This is a genomic window from Povalibacter sp. (assembly GCF_036735925.1).
GTDB lineage: Bacteria > Pseudomonadota > Gammaproteobacteria > Steroidobacterales > Steroidobacteraceae > Steroidobacter.
In genome coordinates, this window is the sequence record NZ_DAINNK010000017.1 from 49,786 (window position 1) to 67,137 (window position 17,352).

A 17,352-nucleotide genomic window follows, 5' to 3' on the forward strand; every position below is an offset into this window, starting at 1 on the left:
CACGTTCTGCTGCGAAAAAAATTTCGGCGAGGAAGGCGCGTGCGCAAATTCTTCCTGTAGGTCAGGCTTCAGCCTGACTCCTCAGAGGCCGGCTGAAGCCGGCCCCACAGTTAAGAGGCGCAAATTCTTCCTGTAGGTCAGGCTTTAGCCTGACTCCGAAAAGAGGCCGGCTGAAGCCGGCCCCACAGTGAAGAAGAAGAGATCGACGACTACGGTTTCTTCGGCTGCCTCACACCCGCCACCTGGCGCCGATGCTTCCGGAACGCGAGTTTCTCCAGCAGGTCGGCGATGTGCTCGCCCGGAGGAATGAAGCGCGCCTTGATTCGGCCATCCGGCGCGATCGAGGCGATCCGGCCCACCAGTCGCAGCGGCTCGGCGATGCAATCGCGCAGATAGATCTCGAGCACGCCCTGATTGCCGAGCGGGGGATACGGCGCACCCGCATGCCACACGGCGCCGAGTGCATTGAAACGGATCGATGCCGGTCGCGGTCGCGGCTGGCTGGAAACCAGCAGCTTGCCGACCATGTCGAGCAGCAGATTGACCTTCAGGTCGAGGCGCGCAATGTCGGCGGCATGTTGCGAGTCGTCCGGCTTTTCGAGCTGGCCGTGCTCTTCGAGCGCGGCGAGCGCCTGCAGGGAACGCAGGTTGCGATCCGCGAAGCTGCCGACGACGGCGGGATCGAACGGTTCCGGCAACGGACGCCATTCGAGCGGCACGACATCCTCGTAAGCCAGCTCTTCATAAAGAACGATGGTGTCGAGTCCTTCGTACATCGTCAGGCCCTGCCCTTCAACGACTGTGTCGGATCATCTCGAGCGTCGCGTCGACCGTGTGGACGCCCTGCTCCGGCCCTGCGGCGAGCGCAGCCTCCGGCGAGTCCACGGCGGCGATCTTCGCGACCGCGGCGTCCGATTCGGCCATCGCCTGGCGCAAGGCCAGCAGCCACTGCTGGTCCGACGGCGACGCGCTGGCATTGAGACGATCGAGCAGCACGCGGCGCTCTTCGACCGTCTTCGGCACATCCTGCCACTGACCGTGCATGGCCTGCCGCACGAGCTTGTGCGTGACGGCCATGACGCTGTCGGCGATGGCGGAGGTCATCGCGTCACCTGCCGGGCGTCGACAGGAATGGCGACCCAGGCGCTGCGCAGTTCGTTCAGCAGACCGCTGACTTCATCCAGCAGTTCTGCTTGGTTGTTGGCCAGGGCGGTCAGCAGCCGGCGGCTCATGTAATCGTACAAGTCGCCGAGATTGGCAGCGATCTGTCCGCCGGAAGTCATGTCGAGACTGCCGTGCAATTCGGCGACGATCGAGATCGTGCGGTTCAGCAAGCGGGCCTTTTCGGCGGTCTCGCCGCGCTGCATGCAGCCGCGGGCGGTCGCAATGCGTTCGAGCGCTCCGTCCATCAGCATCACGATGAGCCCATGCGGATCGGACGCAGCGACGCCACCATGAGCGGCAGCGCTCTGGTATGCAGCCAAGTTCGATGTACGCGCATAGCCTGACATGTAACTGCTCCGAATCCTTCTACGAAGGATAACGGCGGCTTGCAGGGAGACTTGAGCAACTCCGCCGCCCAGATCCGTCTTCGCGCCCCTGAAATCTCTACTTCTTGTTGAGATTCTGCAGCGACTCGATCTGCTGCGACATGTAGCTCGACGTCACCTGCATCTGCGACAGCATCGTGTCGAGACGCGTGAACTGCATGATGTAGACCTGCAGCTTTGCTTCCATTCGCGCATCGAGATCGTCCTTGCGCTTCACGATACTTTCCTGCTGTTTCGTCAGCGCCTTGCTGCGCGTATCCAGACCACCACCCGACTGCAGTCGCGCGTCCGCCTTGCTGTACAGGTTGGCGGCAATGCCCGATTCCGAACCAAACAGCTTGCCGACCGCATCGAAGTTGTCGGTGAGGGCCTTCTGCAGCTTCGTGCTGTCGATGGCAAGCGTGCCATCGCGCTGTGTGGTGATGCCGATCGCCGCCAGCGTCTGGAACCCGCTTGCCTGGCCATCGACGGGCTGAGCCAGTGCCCGGCGCAGCTCGCTCTCGATGGACGAGAGCAGTGAGTCGCCGATCATGGGACCGGCAACGTTGGTTCCGGGGCTGTAGCTGCGCAGCTTCGCCATCTGGGTTGCCAGCGCATTGTAGGCACTGACGAATCCTTCGATCTTCTTGGTCGCCGCCGCAGAGTCATAGCCGATCGTCAGCGAAACGGTCTCATCCTCCGCGGTCGTCTTGAGCAGCGTCAGGGTCACCCCGTCGACGACGCCGTCGATGACGTTCGAACCGCTGCGGCTCTCGGCACCCGCGATGTTCACGATGGCGTCCTGCGCCGCTGCGATCACCGTGTAGTTCGACGTATCGTCAGCGCTGAATGCAACCGCCGAGAGGCCGCCATCGCCGCCCGTCTGCGCGACGGCGAGGTTATTGGCTTCGCCGGTCCTGGACGAAGACAACACGAGGCGCGCGCCATCGGTGCCCTGCACGATCGTCGCCCGCACACCCACGTTATCCGACGAGCCGTTGATGGCGTCGCGGATACCGGCCAGCGTCGAATTCTCGCTGGTGATTTCCACAGAGAAACTGGAACTGCCGAGCGACAGCGTCAAGGTACCTGTTCCCACGGTGCTGCCGCTGCCGCCGGCGAACGGATTGGAGGAAATCTGATGGGCTTTGGCGAGCTGCTGGACCGATACCTCGTAGGTGCCCGGCACGGAAGCGGACCCTGCCGAGACGGTGAAAACCTCCTTGTTGCCGCTGACTGCCGAGCGGGTGCTGAAGGCATCCACGGTCTTGAGCGACGTCAGCGCCGAGCGGAACGTGGACATGGAGCCCATCAACTGGCCAAGCGCGGAGATCTGCGTCGTGACGCGCGCGCTCTGGCGGGCGATCTGCTGATCCGCGGTGGCTCGGTCGGCCGCGACGAGCTGCGACGCGAGGGACCGAACGTCGATCTGCGATCCGCCGACTGCCGTTGATGTTGCCACTAGCCTTCTCCAGTCATGGTCGCGCTGCCGTTACACCGTCAGGTCGAGCAAGGACATCGACCTGGCGTCGAAGCGCCGCGCGAGTTGCAGCACCTCTTCATTGGGAATCTGCCGGATGACGGTGCCGGTCGCGGTTTCGCGTACCGTCACCACTGTCACGCCGGATTCGTCGTCGACGCGAAATTCGACTTCGCGACCGACGCTCTTCAAATACGAATCGATCTGCCGGGCCGCTGCACGCACCGCTGCGTTCAGTTCCTCGGCAGACGGCTGCTGCGCCGGCTTTTCGACGGTCGCGGCCATCCGAACATCCGTAGCAACTTTCGCGCCAAGGGGGCTGGAATTGCTTGCGACTTTCGTAGCGACGACTGCCGTGGCCGTTTCCATTGCCTTCATGACTGCACCTCCTCCGCCTGCGAAGAGGGAAAACAGAAAAGGCAGCGGGCAGTGAGAGACTTGCGTCCCTCACCGCCCGCTGCAGACCGGTTCGCCCGAAGGCGTTGGGTCATGGCCGTCTCACCTCACCGTGGATTAACCACGGAGCAGGCTGAGCACGTTCTGCGGAGCCGAGTTGGCCTGCGCCACCATCGCCGTACCTGCCTGCTGCAGGATCTGCGAACGGGTCAGCGCTGCCGTTTCAGCCGCGAAGTCCGTGTCCAGGATGCGCGAACGCGCGGCCGAGAGGTTCTCGGCAGTCGTCTGCACGCTGGTGATGGCCGACGTGAAGCGGTTCTGCAAGGCACCCATCGCGGCGCGGTTGGAGCTGACCGAGGACAGCGCCGCATCGATGCGCATGATCGCGCTCTGTGCGCCTTCGATCGTCGAGATGTCGAGCGAGTCGACGCCCAGCGCGTCCTTGGCAATCGCGGCGTTCAGGCCGAGGGTGGCGACAGTGCCGCCGATGTCCAGCGAGCCCGTCGAGGACACCGCGAGCGTGCCACGCAGCGCATCGGCGAAGTCACCACCCGTCACCGTGAGACCGTCGGTACCGGCAGTGAAACCCGTGCCACTTTCGGTCACCGTGATGTTGCGGCCGTCAGCCGCCGTCAGGGTGAGAGCGCCGCCGTTCAGGCTGGCGATGACGCCCGTCTGGTTCGACACGCCGTTGATCGCGTCGCGCAGAGCCGAGTTCGACAGGGCCGTGGCGACGTCCTGGTTCGTGAACACCGCCGTGCCGTTGATCGACAGGTTGTACGTATCGGCAGCCGTGCCGCCGATCGCACCAACCGTCTGGGTACCGGTGGTCGAGGCGCGGACCGTCAGACCGGCGATGCCGGCGTCGTTGATGGCGCGAGCCTTGGCGTAAGCCGAGGTGCCGTCCTGACCATCCGCCGTACCGGCAAAGCCGGCGCTGGTGTTGATCGTGGTGGCCGCGCCGCCGTTCACGCTGATCGTGATGTCGGTCGATGCAGCACCCGACACTTCCGTGCCGGTTTCCTGCGCGATGCCGCCGATGCTGGAAGCCTTCACGCTGCCGATGGCGAAGTTGATCGTCTGGTTCGCGTTCGCGCCAACCTGGAAGGACGCGCTGCTGAACGAACCGTCGATGATGCGCTGGCCGTTGAACTCGGTGTTCAGGGCGATACGGTCGATTTCAGCCTGCAGCTGCACCACTTCTTCCTGCAGCGCCTGGCGGTCGCCGGTGCTGTTGGTCGAGTTGGCGGACTGCAGCGACAGTTCGCGCATACGCTGCAGAATGTTGCTGGTTTCAGCCATCGCGCCTTCGGCGGTCTGCGTGAGCGAGATACCGTCGTTGGCGTTGCGGGCCGCAACCGTGAGGCCGCGGATCTGGCTGGTGAAACGCTCGGAAATCGCGAGACCGGCGGCGTCGTCCTTCGCGCTGTTGATGCGCAGACCGGAAGACAGACGCTGCAGGGACGTCGCGAGCTGGTTGCCCGATGTCGTGAGGTTGCGTTGAGCATTCAGCGACATCACGTTCGTGTTGATAACAAGTGCCATGAAACTAACTCCTGGTAACTACTTTGCCGGGACGCCCGTCCGCGGCTCTCATTTCAGCACTGGCGGCGTGATGTGCGCCGGATTGCTGTTTCAAGGGCTGTATCGGTGCCCGCCGGGCGAACTTGAGAGGGGCAATGGCGATCGTTGAGAAGTGCGGAATGGATCACGGAACGTTGTGCTTCGCGGTGGTTTGTCCGCGGTGCGGGTGCAGGAGGAAGAGGCGCCTGCTGCGGGTCAGGCTTGCAGGTCAGGCTTTGAGATGAGAGCGAATCAGGCGTCCCTTCCTCCGCGCAGCGGGGAGGAGGCGCGCGAAGCGAGCCGGAGATCCCCCAGCGAGGGGAGAAGGACAGGATGGGGGTTGCTTGAAAAAGCTGCGCAACTCCCACTCGCCCCCACCCTAACCCTCCCCCGCTACGCGGAGGAGGGGATCCGAGGGCGTGACTCTATGAACAAATCAATCCGCGAACACCTGCTCCAGCCGCTCGGCGAACAGTACCCGGTCGGCCCAGAGGGTCAGCTCCGCCTCATTGGCGGTTTGCAGGCGCTGTTCGATGGCAGCGGGCAGCGGGCCGAACCGGGCTCGCAACAGACGGCGCAGGATGTTGACCTCGCCAGCCACGCGGCCCTTGGCCTCTCCTCTGGCCTCAGCCTCCTCCTTCTCCGTCACCTCGTCATGCAGCGCCCGCTCACGCACGAACGCCTGGTAACGGACTAGCTCATCACCGGACAGGGCTTCGAGATGTTGCCGGGCCTTCTGGATCGCCGGACGGTCGATGCCGCGCATGATGGCCTCCTCCTGCCAGTGCCTGAAATACGCGATCCAGTCTGCCAGAGCACTCCCGGCTTGGGAACGCAGCCGGTCCGCCTTGGGCAGTTCGATCAGGTGCAGTTGCAGGCTGCGGTCCAGTCGCACCGCGGGGCGCTGGCCGTCGCGCAGTTCAAACACCCAGCACGCCTGAGCTTCCTCGAACAGATCGAAGTCCATCAGATGAATGCCGATCACCGGCTGCACCTGGGCGTAGCTCTCGCCGGCCTGCAATTGCCGGCCGAGGGTACGCGCCAGGTAGTAGACCGTGCGCGAGGACCAACCCGCGTGCTTGCACGTCTGCATCTCGATGTTGAACACCTGCCCGGTCAGGTCGCGGGCGAGGATGTCCAGCACGACGAACTTGCCAGTGAGTTCTTCCGGGGCGATCTGCGGGTTGAGGATCTGCAGTTCGACGAGGGGCGGTTCGTTGCTGCGCACCGCGTTGATCAGATCCGCCAGCAGGTCCGGCGCGTCGACGAACAGGCGCTTGAAAATCAGGTCGAGCTTGGGATCGAGCAGCGGCAGGCCGGGCATGCGGTACGTCCATGTACGATGCAAACGCAGGTGTCAGGCGATTGTCCCTTCGCCGATCACTGACGCGTCACGAATATCTGCCCGTTACCTCAAGTAATTGAACAGCGACAGCTGCGAGATCTGCGAATACGACAGCTGCGCCGCCTGCAGACCCACCATCTGCTGGTTCATGCGTGCCAGCGCCTCCGCATAGTCGAGGTCCTGCAGGTCCGAGAGCGACGTTTGGATATCGATGCTGCGGTCTTCGAGCGATGCATCGGCCGAATCGAGCTGCGACAGACGGGAGCCGACCTGGGCCCGGATTCCCAGAAAATGATCCTGTGCCTGGTCGATCTGTTCCAGTGCGCCGTTCAGGTCGCTCGACAGTCGCGCGCTCGCAGCCGGACTGCCGGCGGGTTGCCTCAGCGTCGTCAGCAGATCGTTCAGCGTGGAGAAGATGTCTTCGCTGCGGCTCTGCGTCACCTCGAACGTGTCGCCCACTGCCGGCGTACCGGTCACGACGAACTGTGCGCCGTTGAACGCGATGGGCGTGCCGGATGTGTATGCGCCGCTCGCAACGACGGTCGGCGTCGGCATTGCGCTGTCTGTCACTTCCCAGGTCGTGGCCGACGTAAAGGTCAGCGTGTAGTCATCCCGCACCCAGGCTGCAGGATTCGTCAAGGAGCCAGTGCTGATCGTGCCTGTGCCGGTGTTACCGGCGCTCACAGCCGTATCGAACGTGCCGTTGCCCGACGGAATCTTCATGAATACTTCAAAGCCGGAATTGCTGTCGGCGACGCGTTGCGTCGGCCCGACCTGCAGCAACCGGGAGCCTTGATCGCCGGAATAGACGACATTGCCGCTCGCCGCTCCGCTGAAGGGTTGCGTCAAGGTCGAGAAGCCCGCAAACAGATACTCGCCATTGCTGTCCTTGCTGTTCGCGATGTCCTGCGCCTGAGACAGCAGGCCCTCCAGTTCGACGACGACGGACTGCCGGTCCGCATCCGTCATGGTGGCCGTATTCGCCGACTGCAGGATCAGTTCGCGCACACGTTGCAGCATCGTTCCGGCATCCGTCAGCGACTGTTCTGTCAGGTTGAGGCGGCTACGCGCAATTGAACTGTTCTTCTCATACTGCGCGGACTCCTGCTTGCTGCGCTCCAGCTCCATGATGTGCACGGCCGCGATCGGATCGTCCGCTGGCGAACTGATCTTCTTGCCGCTGGCGACCTGGTTCTGGATCTTCGACAGCGCGACCTGCTGGTCCAGCATCGCGCTGATCGATCGGGAGTAGTAGGACTGGGTGGAAAGGCGCATGGGGGGAACTCTGGAAAGCTGTTGGATACAGGCTACAGGCGACAGGCTACGGGCTACAGGCCGGAGGTGAGGCGTGATAGTCCTCTGGCTGACGCCTGTCGCCTGACGCCTGTCGCCTCTCCATCATCTGCTCACCGCCGCGAGCACCGACTGAAAGATCGTATCCGCCACCTTGATCATCTGCGCCGCCGCCATGTAGGCCTGCTGGTAGCGCACGAGGTTCGCGGCTTCCTCGTCCAGGTTCACGCCCGACACGGACTGCAGCGAGTCGACGCTCTCGTCGAACACCACTTTCTGCGCCGCACTCGACACCTGGGCCTGGTTGGTCTTGACGCCGATGTCGCCGACGAATTCGCCGACGGCGGCGCTCAGCGACGCCGTGCCCTTGTTGAGCACCGGTTCGTTGAGGATCGACGCGAGCTTCAGCGCATTGCGGTTGTCGCCCGTGCCGCCGACGTTGTCACGGATCTCGAAGGTGTCGCCCGCAGCCGGGACACCGTCGATCTGCACGCGCCAGCCGTTGACGTCGATGTTGCCGCCCGGCGCATAGATGTGCACCGTCGGATCGCCGCTGATCGTGTAGGTCGTGGCGCTGGTGAACGTGATGTCCACCGGCGAGCGCAGCGCGCCGTTGCCGGCCGTCAGAACTTCGCCGGCCGAGATCGTGCCGGTGCCGGTGTTGCCCGTGCGGATGCCCGTACGGATCGGCGCCGCGGCCGCGACTTCGGAAGGGTTCGAGATCAGCAGCTGCATGCCGGCCACCGCTTCGGCAGTGGGCTTGATCATGAAGCGGTCGCCGACGTTCGCACCCGGCGAGACGACGATCGAAATGCCTTCCGCCTCGAACGGATCCGTTGCCGTTCCGGCACCGGTCATGGGCACCGTCGCACCGGTGTCGGCGCGGCGCAGCGACCAGCCGCTGCTGGTGTTCACCATGATGTAGTCGGACACCGCCAGATCGCCGGCGGCGCCTGCGATGCGCTCGGCAGTGATCGAGCCCGTGCCGCCGTTGGCCGAATGCGAAAGCACGCGCGCCGGGCCGGTCGCGAAAAAGTCCTTGCCGAACTGGCCATTCAGGTCGATGCCCGCGGCATGCTGTTCGTTGACGACTTCTGCGAGCCCCGCGGCGAGACGTCCGAGCGAATTGCGCGCCGGATCGAGCATCTGCGAGCGGAATTCCAGCATGCCGCCGAGCGTGCCGCCGTTCAGGCTCTTGGTGATGTCGATGGTCGAACTCGCCGTCTTGAACGAGAGCACATTGCGCGTGGGATCGAACGGATCCGCCGTGGCGACGACCTGGCCGTACGTCTGTCCAACGACCAGCGGCTGGCCGTTGCCGATGAAGACGTTGAGCGAGTTGTCGCTCTGTTCGACCACGTTCACGCTGACATGGGTTGCGAGTTCGTCGATGAGACGGTCGCGCTGATCCAGCAGATCGTTCGGCGGCTGACCGGTGCGGCCGTAGGCGCCGCTGATTTCCTGGTTGAGCTTGGCGATGCTGCGCGCCAGCGACGAAATCGAATCCGCCTCGGAGCTGATCTGCGCATTCACCTGCGAATCGAAGCTGCGCAGGCTTTCGTCGTAGCTTTCGAGCCGCTGCATCAGCGTGCTCGCCTCGCTCAGCAGCGCCTGTCGCGCCGGTGTCGACGTCGGCGTGTCGGCCACCGCCTGGAAGGCGTTGATGAATTTCTGCAGCGACGCCGTGAGGCCGGTGCTCGTGTTGCCGAGCAGGTTGCTGACGCGGCTCGCCTGCGTCGCATAGGTGTTGAACTGGTTGTACGAACTCGACGCACTGCGGCTCTGGCTCGCCAGGAAGTCGTCATAGGCGCGCTTGATGGTGCTGACGTCGACACCATTGCCCATCCAGCCGTTGCCCGCTTCCTGCGGGTTGCGGGTCATGAACTCCGTCAGCTGCCGGCTGTAGCCGACCGTATTGGCGTTCGTGATGTTGTGGCTGGTGGTATCCAGCGCACGCTGGAACGCCATCAGGCCGGAAACGCTGGTGGAAAGAAGATCAGCCATGGTCGGTGCTCAGAGTGGGTTTCGACACGCGCTGCAGCTCATGGGCCACGGCGACGATCTTGCGGGCGTAGTTCGGGTCGGTCGCATAGCCGCCGCTCTGCAGCGCCGAGGCGAATCCCGCGACGTCGGATCCCGCGTTCAGGGCATCCTCGTAGCGCGGGTTGTTGCGGATGAGGCGTGCGTAGTCGCGGAAGCTGTCGGCCGGCGACTCGTACGCACGGAAGCGATCGACCTTGCGCACGGCCACGCCGTCTTCGAATTCGAGTGTGGGCACGTTCACGGTGGCGCCGTCCCAGCTGCTGCCCGCCTTGATGCCGAACAGGTTGTAGCTGCATTCGCCGGCGCCGTTGCACGGCACTGACTTGCCCCAGCCGGTTTCCAGCGCGGCCTGCGCCAGCAAGGCGTTCGGATCGACGCCGAGTTCCTTCGCCGCTTCCTGTGCGTGCGGCAGCATCTGGCGAATGAAATCGGCTTTTGATGACGCGATGGGCGACGGCTCGGCAGCGGTCGCGGCCTGCGTCTGGCTCATGGCTCGCGGCTCGCCGACGCCACCCGCACCCGCCAGCTGCCGCACCAGCACATCCGCCAGTCCGAGCCCGCTTCCCTGCGACAGGTGCACGGCCATCTGCTGGTCGAACATGTCCTGGTAGAAATCCGCCTGATCGCTGCCGAACAGCGAGTCGCCGTTCGACAGGCTCTTGTTCGCCTCGCGCATGCTCTTCAGCAGCATCTGCGTGAACAGGCTTTCGAACTGTTTCGCGACCTGCTTGAGCGCGGCCGGATCGTTCGCCTTCGCTTCGCTCTTCAGCGGCGCGAGCGCCGCCGGATCGGCGAAGAAGGAGACGTTGGCGGGACCGGACGTCATGATCAGATCACGATGAGTTCGGCGCGCAATGCGCCGGCTTCTTTCAGTGCTTCGAGGATCGCGACCAGATCGCCCGGCGCGGCGCCGACCTGGTTCACCGCACGCACGATCTCATCCAGATTCACGCCGGCGTTGAACACGAACATGCGTGCCTGCGGCTGATCGACCTGGATGTCGGAACGCGGCGTCACGACCGTGTCGCCCTGCGCGAGCGCATTCGGCTGGCTCACGTCGAGGCGTTCGGTAATGGTCACAGACAGCGAACCATGTGCGACCGCGGCAGGCTTCACACGCACCGCCGAACCGATCACCACCGTGCCGGTGCGCGAATTGACGATAACGCGCGCTGGCGCATCGCCCGGCTCGACTTCCATCGCTTCAAGCGTCGACAGGTACGAGATGCGCTGCGTCGAATCGGCAGGCGCCTGCACGCGGATCGACACCGCATCGACCGCGCGTGCCGTATCCGGTCCGAACAGGTTGTTGATGCTGTCGGTGAGGCGCGTCGCCGTCGTGAAGTCGGGCGTGTGCAGGTTGAGCGTGATGTACGGCTCGGTCGCGAAGTTGCTCGGCACGGCCCGCTCCACCGACGCGCCGTTCGGCACGCGGCCGGAGCTTGGCGTGTTCACTGCGATGCGCGAACCATCCTTGCCCGATGCACCGAAGCCGCTGACCACGAGGCTGCCCTGCGCGATGCCGTAGACCTCGCCGTCGATGCCGCGCAGCGGCGTCATCAGCAGGCTGCCGCCGCGCAGGCTGGTGGCGTTGCCGATCGAGTTCACGGTCACGTCGATCGTCTGGCCGGGCTTCGAGAACGCCGGCAGATCGGCATACACCGTCACGGCCGCGACGTTCTTGAGCTGCGGATTGACGTTCGCCGGAATGGTCACGCCGAACTTCGCCAGCATGTTGCGGATGCTCTGGATCGTGAACGGCGCCTGGCTGGTCTGGTCGCCCGTGCCGTCGAGACCGACGACGAGGCCGTAACCGACGAGCTGGTTGCCGCGCACGCCGGATACCGAGGCGAGATCCTTGATGCGCTCCGCGTGCGCGGCGCCGCTGCCCAGCGCCATCGCCAGCACGACGAGACAGCCGCGACCGAACGCCTGCAGCCTCTTCATCTTCACCTGCGTCACTTTCATCACTTTCGTCACCTGCGTCACTCGCGCTGCGCGCGTCAGAACGGCATCCACGGCGCATTGAAGAAGCGCGCCAGCAGTCCCGGCTTGTTGGCGTCGGCCAGCGCGCCCTTCGCGCCGTAGGAGATCTGTGCGTCTGCCACCTTCAGCGACGAGATCGAGTTGTCGGGATCGATGTCGATCGGCCGCACGATGCCCTGGATGCGCACGTATTCCTGGCCCTGGTTGATGGCGATCCACTTCTGGCCGCGCACCAGCAGGTTTCCATTGGGAAGGCGCTCGGCGACAGTCACGGAGATATCGCCTTCGAGACGATTGCTCTGGCTGCTGCCGCCCTGCCCGTCGAACTCGGATTCGTTGTCGATGCCCATCTGCAGCACTTCGACGCCGTTCACCGTCACGGGACGGCCGGCCACCGTCGGACCCGGCAGCGATGCGGAGCTCGACTTCTTGGTCGACGTGCTCGAACTCTTCGAGGCATTGGTGCGCTCGCTGAGCTTGATCGTCAGCGTGTCGCCGACGCGACGCGCCACCGAATTTTCGAACAGCGCGATGTCGTGACCGGCCTGGTAGATCGAACCGTTGCCGGCCGACGGCGACGGCAACGGCGCAGGCGCTGTCGCCGTGTAGTCCGGCTCGGGCGGTGCCACGACACAGCCCGACAGGATCGCGCCGAGCGCCATCGCGGGGCCGAGCTGCTTCATTGCGTTCGATACGTTCATCGCGTGCTTACCTGATCAGCGATCACAGCTGATTCGTGATGTATTCCAGCATCTGGTCGGTCGTCGAAATCGCCTTCGAATTCATTTCGTAGGCGCGCTGGGTTTCGATCATGGTCACCAGCTCTTCCACGACGTTGACGTTCGAGGCTTCCAGCGAACCCTGCTCCGTCATGCCGAGGCCGTTGAGGCCGGGCGTGCCCGACTGCGCCGTGCCGCTGGCGGCCGATTCGACATACATGTTCTCGCCGCGCGGCTGCAGGCCGGCGGGATTGATGAAATCGAACAGCTGCAGCGAGCCGATCTCGGTGACGTCCGCCTGCCCCGCGAGCTGCGCCGTGATGACGCCGTCCTTGCCGATCGAGATGCTCTGCGTGCCATCCGGCAGCGTGATGCCGGGCTGCACGCGGTAGCCGCTCGACGTGACGAGCTCGCCGGTCGAGTTCACCTTGAAGCTGCCATCGCGCGTGTAGCCCATCGTGCCGTCCGGCAGCAGCACCTGGAAAAAGCCGCGGCCGCTGATGGCGACGTCCAGCGAGTTGCCGGTCTGCGCCAGGTTGCCCTGCGTGAAGGTCTTTTCGGTGGCGACGACGCGCACACCGGTGCCGAGCGACAGTCCCGTCGGCGCCTGCGTGTCCTGTGAAGTCGCTGCACCGACCTGCTTGTAGTTCTGGTACAGCAGATCCTCGAACACGGCGCGGCCTTTCTTGAAGCCGGTGGTGCCGACGTTGGCGAGGTTGTTCGATGTCACGGCCATGCGCGTCTGCTGCGCATCGAGTCCGGTTTTTGCGGCCCAGAGGGCGGGGTTCATGGGATCACTCCGTTGGCTACTGGCGACTGGCGACTGGCTGCTGGCCAGAAGCCCCGACGCGTTCACCTGTCATTGCAATACGAACTCAGTATTCCGGTCCTCTGGCCAGCAGCCAGTTGCCAGCAGCCAGTCGCCGCTCGACTACGTCGAGCGCAACAGCTGCGCACTCGTCGCCGCGTTCTCTTCCGCGGTCCGCATCGCCTTCACCTGCAGATCGAACTGGCGCGACAGCTCGATCATCTTGACCATCGCATTCGCCACGTTGACGTTGCTCGACTCGATCACGCCCGAGACGACGCGCACGTCCGCATCGGCTGGCGCATCCGCGCCGTCGATCTGGCGGAACAGTCCGTCTTCGCCGCGCATCAGCGACTGCGCCGGCGGATTGACGAGCTTGATGCGACCGACCTGCGCCGTCGTTTCCGGACCCGAGCCGATCGGTACGATCGACACCGTGCCGTCGGCACCGATCATCACGGACGAATTCGCCGGGATCGTCACCGGACCGGCATCGCCGAGCACGGGATGACCCGCGCCATTCATGAGCAGGCCGCTCGGATCGATGCGCAGATCGCCGGCGCGCGTGTAGGCCTCGCGACCGTCGGCGCCCTGCACCGCGATCCATCCCTCGCCCTGCACACCGATATCGAGATCGCGACCCGTGTTCTGCAACGCGCCCTGCGTCGAATCCCAACCCGTCGTCGCGTCGGTCGCATACGCACGCGACGCGTAGCCTGAGCCGGCCACCGCGCGCGTCTGGAACGCCTCCAGGCTCGCGCGGAAACCCGTCGTGCTCGCGTTGGCGAGGTTGTGGTTGTTGACGGTCTGCGCGCGCAGGGTTTCCTTCGCGCCGGACATCGAGAGATAGAGGAAGCGGTCCATGGGAATTGGCTACAGGCTACAGGCGACGGGCTACTGGCTGTCGCCTGTAGCCTGTAGCCTGTCGTCTCCTTATCTAATGTTGATGATCGTCTGCGTCACCTGGTCCGCCGTCTGGATCATCTGCGCGTTCGCCTGGAAGTTGCGCTGCGCGGTGATCATGTTGACGAGCTGGGCAGTGATGTCGACGTTCGAGGCTTCGAGCGCGCCCGACTGGATCAGGCCGTAGCCCGAACCGCCGGCCTGGCCGTACAGCGGCTGGCCCGAGGCATTGGTCTCCGACCAGTTGGTGTTGCCGAGCTGCTGCAGGCCCTGCGGATTCGAGAAGTTGGCGATCACGACCTGGCCGAGCGAAGTCGAGCGGCCGTTGGTGAAGCGCGCCTGCACGACGCCGGTCGAGTCGATGTCGATGCCGATCAGGCGGCCGGTGGTGAAACCGTTCTGCGTCGACGAAGTCATGCCGAACGTGTCGCCGTACTGGGTCGAGCGCGACAGGTCGAAGTTGAGCTGAATCGGGGCGGCACCGGTCGCGAGGCCGGCGGCGGCATCGTAGGCCGGCAGCGGGATCTGGCCGTTGGCCGGCGTCGTCAGCACGCCCGTGTTCGAGTACTGCAGCACCTGCGGCCCGCCGACGGCATTGCCGTCGACGTAGACGTTCATGTTCCACTCGTTGGCATTCGCCGTCTTGGACCAGTACAGGCTCGCGGTGTGCGCGGCGCCGAGCGAGTCGTAGATCGTGACCGAACGCGCTTCGTTGTAGCTGTTCGGATCGGCCGGATCGAACGGCGCACTGGTGGGCTCCGTCGCATTCGCCGGCAGATTGAACACGGTCTCGACCGACGACGTCGCCTGCGGCGGGCTTTCGCTCGTGACCAGACGCAGATCCGTCGTGGTGCTGGTGTTGAACGTGCCCGTGGCGCCGGCCGGATAGACCTGCAGGCGCTGGTTCTGGCTGTTCACGACATAGCCCGCGTTGTCGACCTGGAAGGCGCCGGCGCGCGTGTACGCAGTTGCGCCGCCATCGCTCAGCACGAAGAAGCCCTGCCCGCTCATCGCGAGATCCAGGCTGTTGTTCGTGGTGTTGATGTTGCCCTGCGTGAACTGCTGCGCGACCGCCGCGACCTTCACGCCGTTGCCGAACTGGTTGCGCGCCACGCCCTGCGGCGACACGGCGAACAGTTCCGCGAATTCCGAGCGCGACTGCTTGAAGCCGTTGGTGGCGCTGTTGGCGATGTTGTTGGCCGTGACGTTCAGATCCGTCTGGGCTGCGTTGAGACCGCTGAGCGCGATACCGAATGACATGAGTCCGTCTCCTGAAGAATGTTTTCTGTTTGCGCCGGCGTTACATCACGCGGCGGATGTTGTTCATGGACAGCGCGCCGAGCGCGCCGGTGTTGAGCGTCAGTCCCGTGCCGGTGCTGTCGATCGTGACGCTGGACACGCGGCCCGACATCAGCACTTCGAGGGAGCCGCGTTCGCCGCCGACCGTGGCGATGGCTTCGATGTCGTAGTCGCCGGACAGCGCCGGCGCACCGTTGGCGTAGGTGCCGTCCCAGGCGAAGGCGTTGACGCCGTCCTTCGGCACGACATTGATCTCGCGCACGAGCGCGCCGGTCGAATCGGTGATGCGGATCTGCAGCGACGACGCCCCGTTTGGAACATCGATCTCGCCGTTCACGCCGACGCCCTGCGTGTAGGTGAAGCTGTCGGCCGCGGCGAGCACGTCGTGTCCGACCAGCGTCGTGCCGTTGAGCACCTGCGTCGAACGCAGCGAGTTCGACAGGCTCTCGATCGACGACTGCATGTTCTGGATGCCCGACACCGCGCCGAACTGCGCGAGCTGCGCGACGAACTCGGTGCCTTCCAGCGGCTTCATCGGATCCTGGTTCTTGAGCTGCGTGGTCATCAGCGTCAGAAAATCATCGATGCCGAGATTGCTGGCGGACTTCTGCTTCTGCGCGGACGCGAGCGCGGCCTGCGTCTGCGAAGCGAGGGCGGCGATGGGATCGGTGGTCGACATGGGGTCTCCGGGCTACTGGCGGTCGGCTACTGGCGACTGGCCAGAGCGGAATGGATTTTTGCCTTCGTCACTTTCATCACGGCTTACTGCCCGATGCGCAGCGTCGCCAGCATCATGTCCTTGGCCGTGTTCATGACTTCGACGTTGTTCTGGTAGGAACGCGATGCGGAAATCATGTCGACCATCTCTTCGACGGTGTTGACGTTCGGTGCATAGACATAGCCGTTGGCGTCGGCCAGCGGATTGCCCGGCTCGTAGCGCGCCGTCGGCGCTGCCTGGTCTTCGACGATGCCGCGTACTGCGACACCGCTGGTTTCCGCCTTCGAGCCGAGGCCGGTGCGGATCGCTTCGAACAGCGGATGCTTGGCGCGATAGACCTGGTTCGGGTCGCTGCTGATGCTGTCGGCATTGGCAAGATTGCTGGCGGTGGCATTGAGGCGCACCGACTGTGCGCTCATGCCGCTGCCGGCGACTTCGAAGATCTTGAAGGAGGACATTCGGCGCTCTCCTCTTATTGACCGGTAATGGCCGTCATGAGGCCGCGGAACTTCGAGTTCAGGAACGTGAGCGTCGCCTGGTAGCGCACCGAGTTCTCGGCGAAGGCCGCCTGTTCGAGCTGCGTGTCGACGGTGTTGCCGTCGAGCGCCGGCGCCAGCGGCGTGCGGTACTTCAGTTCCGGCGCGGTCGTGCCGTTAGCACCAGCAACACCGATGTGACGCGCACTCGTCGTCGAGAGGTGCACGCCGCTGCCCATGTTGCCGCTCGCCGCGGCCAGCGCCGCCCTGAAGTCGATGTCGCGGGCGCGGTAGTTCGGCGTATCGGCATTGGCGAGATTCGCCGCCAGCACTTCGGTGCGTTGCGAACGCAACTTCAGTGCCTGCGCGTGCACGCCAAGGTATGTGTCGAGATTGACCGGCATTGCCGTCTCCGCCAGAAAACTGTCTTGCGAAGGACTTAGCAAGTCATATGCCAAGAGCGCCAACCGGCTCACTGGCCTACTGGCAACTGGTCAGAGTGAGAGGCGCGTCATGAGATGGACGCGAATTGCGTCACTGCGGCGGCGGCAAGGAATTGCCGCGCGGCAAGCGGCGGCACTGTCGTTCTCTTCATCTCTGCCTGTGGGGCCGGCTTCAGCCGGCTTGAAAACAGTCAGGCTGAAGCCTGACCTACAGAAAGAAGCCGATCGCTCTCTTCCTGTGGGGCCGGCTTCAGCCGGCCTGAAAACAGTCAGGCTGAAGCCTGACCTACAGAAAGAGCCGATCGCTCTCTTCCTGTGGGGCCGGCTTCAGCCGGCCTGAAAACAGTCAGG

Annotated in this window: 18 protein-coding genes; all 18 read right to left on the bottom strand. The window is 64.4% G+C overall.

Annotated elements, in window-relative coordinates; translation table 11 throughout:
- Positions 1–209 precede the first annotated feature (209 nt).
- Positions 210–776 carry a PilZ domain-containing protein gene (locus V7D81_RS07680; RefSeq protein ID WP_324315562.1) on the bottom strand — a complete coding sequence of 189 codons (567 nt, stop codon included), beginning with the start codon at positions 774–776 and terminating at the stop codon, positions 210–212.
- A 16-nt stretch (positions 777–792) separates the two neighbouring features.
- A complete protein-coding gene (locus V7D81_RS07685) occupies positions 793–1,104 on the bottom strand; it encodes a hypothetical protein (protein WP_324315563.1) in 312 nt (103 codons plus the stop codon).
- On the bottom strand, positions 1,101–1,511 hold the full coding sequence (fliS, locus tag V7D81_RS07690; RefSeq protein WP_324315564.1) for a flagellar export chaperone FliS: 411 nt from the start codon (positions 1,509–1,511) through the stop codon (positions 1,101–1,103). Before fliS ends, V7D81_RS07685 begins: the two co-directional genes overlap by 4 nt.
- Positions 1,512–1,608: 97 nt before the next feature.
- The gene (fliD, locus tag V7D81_RS07695; protein ID WP_324315565.1) at positions 1,609–2,991 is read right to left on the bottom strand and encodes a flagellar filament capping protein FliD; all 1,383 of its coding nucleotides are present in this window, start codon (positions 2,989–2,991) and stop codon (positions 1,609–1,611) included.
- Positions 2,992–3,021: 30 nt separating this feature from the next.
- Entirely contained in the window at positions 3,022–3,294 is a 273-nt protein-coding gene (locus V7D81_RS07700; protein ID WP_324315566.1) for a flagellar protein FlaG, read from the bottom strand.
- A 228-nt stretch (positions 3,295–3,522) separates the two neighbouring features.
- Complete coding sequence (locus V7D81_RS07705) at positions 3,523–4,950, bottom strand: flagellin N-terminal helical domain-containing protein (RefSeq protein ID WP_324315567.1); 1,428 nt, start codon at positions 4,948–4,950, stop codon at positions 3,523–3,525.
- Positions 4,951–5,404: 454 nt separating this feature from the next.
- The gene (locus tag V7D81_RS07710) at positions 5,405–6,292 is read right to left on the bottom strand and encodes an Rpn family recombination-promoting nuclease/putative transposase (protein WP_324315568.1); all 888 of its coding nucleotides are present in this window, start codon (positions 6,290–6,292) and stop codon (positions 5,405–5,407) included.
- A gap of 84 nt (positions 6,293–6,376) precedes the next feature.
- Entirely contained in the window at positions 6,377–7,588 is a 1,212-nt protein-coding gene (gene flgL / locus V7D81_RS07715) for a flagellar hook-associated protein FlgL (RefSeq protein ID WP_324315569.1), read from the bottom strand.
- A gap of 123 nt (positions 7,589–7,711) precedes the next feature.
- Complete coding sequence (gene flgK, locus V7D81_RS07720) at positions 7,712–9,610, bottom strand: flagellar hook-associated protein FlgK (RefSeq protein WP_324315570.1); 1,899 nt, start codon at positions 9,608–9,610, stop codon at positions 7,712–7,714.
- A complete protein-coding gene (gene flgJ, locus V7D81_RS07725; protein ID WP_324315571.1) occupies positions 9,603–10,475 on the bottom strand; it encodes a flagellar assembly peptidoglycan hydrolase FlgJ in 873 nt (290 codons plus the stop codon). Before flgJ ends, flgK begins: the two co-directional genes overlap by 8 nt.
- Positions 10,476–10,477: 2 nt before the next feature.
- Positions 10,478–11,596, bottom strand: a complete 1,119-nt coding sequence (locus V7D81_RS07730; protein ID WP_442958337.1) for a flagellar basal body P-ring protein FlgI — start codon at positions 11,594–11,596, stop codon at positions 10,478–10,480.
- Between the two features lie 56 nt (positions 11,597–11,652).
- Complete coding sequence (gene flgH, locus V7D81_RS07735) at positions 11,653–12,336, bottom strand: flagellar basal body L-ring protein FlgH (RefSeq protein WP_324315573.1); 684 nt, start codon at positions 12,334–12,336, stop codon at positions 11,653–11,655.
- A 22-nt stretch (positions 12,337–12,358) separates the two neighbouring features.
- Complete coding sequence (flgG, locus tag V7D81_RS07740) at positions 12,359–13,144, bottom strand: flagellar basal-body rod protein FlgG (protein WP_324315574.1); 786 nt, start codon at positions 13,142–13,144, stop codon at positions 12,359–12,361.
- Positions 13,145–13,285: 141 nt separating this feature from the next.
- Entirely contained in the window at positions 13,286–14,026 is a 741-nt protein-coding gene (gene flgF / locus V7D81_RS07745; RefSeq protein WP_324315575.1) for a flagellar basal-body rod protein FlgF, read from the bottom strand.
- Positions 14,027–14,095: 69 nt separating this feature from the next.
- A complete protein-coding gene (gene flgE / locus V7D81_RS07750; RefSeq protein ID WP_324315576.1) occupies positions 14,096–15,325 on the bottom strand; it encodes a flagellar hook protein FlgE in 1,230 nt (409 codons plus the stop codon).
- Positions 15,326–15,365: 40 nt separating this feature from the next.
- The gene (locus tag V7D81_RS07755) at positions 15,366–16,043 is read right to left on the bottom strand and encodes a flagellar hook assembly protein FlgD (protein ID WP_324315577.1); all 678 of its coding nucleotides are present in this window, start codon (positions 16,041–16,043) and stop codon (positions 15,366–15,368) included.
- An 83-nt stretch (positions 16,044–16,126) separates the two neighbouring features.
- Positions 16,127–16,540, bottom strand: coding sequence for a flagellar basal body rod protein FlgC (flgC, locus tag V7D81_RS07760; RefSeq protein WP_324315578.1), 414 nt, complete (start codon positions 16,538–16,540; stop codon positions 16,127–16,129).
- Positions 16,541–16,554: 14 nt separating this feature from the next.
- Positions 16,555–16,962 carry a flagellar basal body rod protein FlgB gene (flgB, locus tag V7D81_RS07765; RefSeq protein ID WP_324315579.1) on the bottom strand — a complete coding sequence of 136 codons (408 nt, stop codon included), beginning with the start codon at positions 16,960–16,962 and terminating at the stop codon, positions 16,555–16,557.
- Between the last annotated feature and the right edge of the window lie 390 nt (positions 16,963–17,352).

Excerpts from the sequence above, each read along its gene's own strand:
- flgJ (WP_324315571.1), bottom strand. The coding sequence starts at position 10,475 with ATGACGTCCGGTCCCGCCAACGTCTCCTTCTTCGCCGATCCGGCGGCG.
- V7D81_RS07730 (WP_442958337.1), bottom strand. The coding sequence starts at position 11,596 with ATGAAGAGGCTGCAGGCGTTCGGTCGCGGCTGTCTCGTCGTGCTGGCG.
- flgE (WP_324315576.1), bottom strand. The coding sequence starts at position 15,325 with ATGTCATTCGGTATCGCGCTCAGCGGTCTCAACGCAGCCCAGACGGAT.
- flgK (WP_324315570.1), bottom strand. The coding sequence starts at position 9,610 with ATGGCTGATCTTCTTTCCACCAGCGTTTCCGGCCTGATGGCGTTCCAG.
- flgB (WP_324315579.1), bottom strand. The coding sequence starts at position 16,962 with ATGCCGGTCAATCTCGACACATACCTTGGCGTGCACGCGCAGGCACTG.
- V7D81_RS07710 (WP_324315568.1), bottom strand. The coding sequence starts at position 6,292 with ATGCCCGGCCTGCCGCTGCTCGATCCCAAGCTCGACCTGATTTTCAAG.
- flgC (WP_324315578.1), bottom strand. The coding sequence starts at position 16,540 with ATGTCCTCCTTCAAGATCTTCGAAGTCGCCGGCAGCGGCATGAGCGCA.
- fliS (WP_324315564.1), bottom strand. The coding sequence starts at position 1,511 with ATGTCAGGCTATGCGCGTACATCGAACTTGGCTGCATACCAGAGCGCT.
- V7D81_RS07685 (WP_324315563.1), bottom strand. The coding sequence starts at position 1,104 with ATGACCTCCGCCATCGCCGACAGCGTCATGGCCGTCACGCACAAGCTC.
- V7D81_RS07705 (WP_324315567.1), bottom strand. The coding sequence starts at position 4,950 with ATGGCACTTGTTATCAACACGAACGTGATGTCGCTGAATGCTCAACGC.
- flgF (WP_324315575.1), bottom strand. The coding sequence starts at position 14,026 with ATGGACCGCTTCCTCTATCTCTCGATGTCCGGCGCGAAGGAAACCCTG.
- flgG (WP_324315574.1), bottom strand. The coding sequence starts at position 13,144 with ATGAACCCCGCCCTCTGGGCCGCAAAAACCGGACTCGATGCGCAGCAG.
- flgL (WP_324315569.1), bottom strand. The coding sequence starts at position 7,588 with ATGCGCCTTTCCACCCAGTCCTACTACTCCCGATCGATCAGCGCGATG.
- flgH (WP_324315573.1), bottom strand. The coding sequence starts at position 12,336 with ATGAACGTATCGAACGCAATGAAGCAGCTCGGCCCCGCGATGGCGCTC.
- V7D81_RS07700 (WP_324315566.1), bottom strand. The coding sequence starts at position 3,294 with ATGGCCGCGACCGTCGAAAAGCCGGCGCAGCAGCCGTCTGCCGAGGAA.
- V7D81_RS07680 (WP_324315562.1), bottom strand. The coding sequence starts at position 776 with ATGTACGAAGGACTCGACACCATCGTTCTTTATGAAGAGCTGGCTTAC.
- V7D81_RS07755 (WP_324315577.1), bottom strand. The coding sequence starts at position 16,043 with ATGTCGACCACCGATCCCATCGCCGCCCTCGCTTCGCAGACGCAGGCC.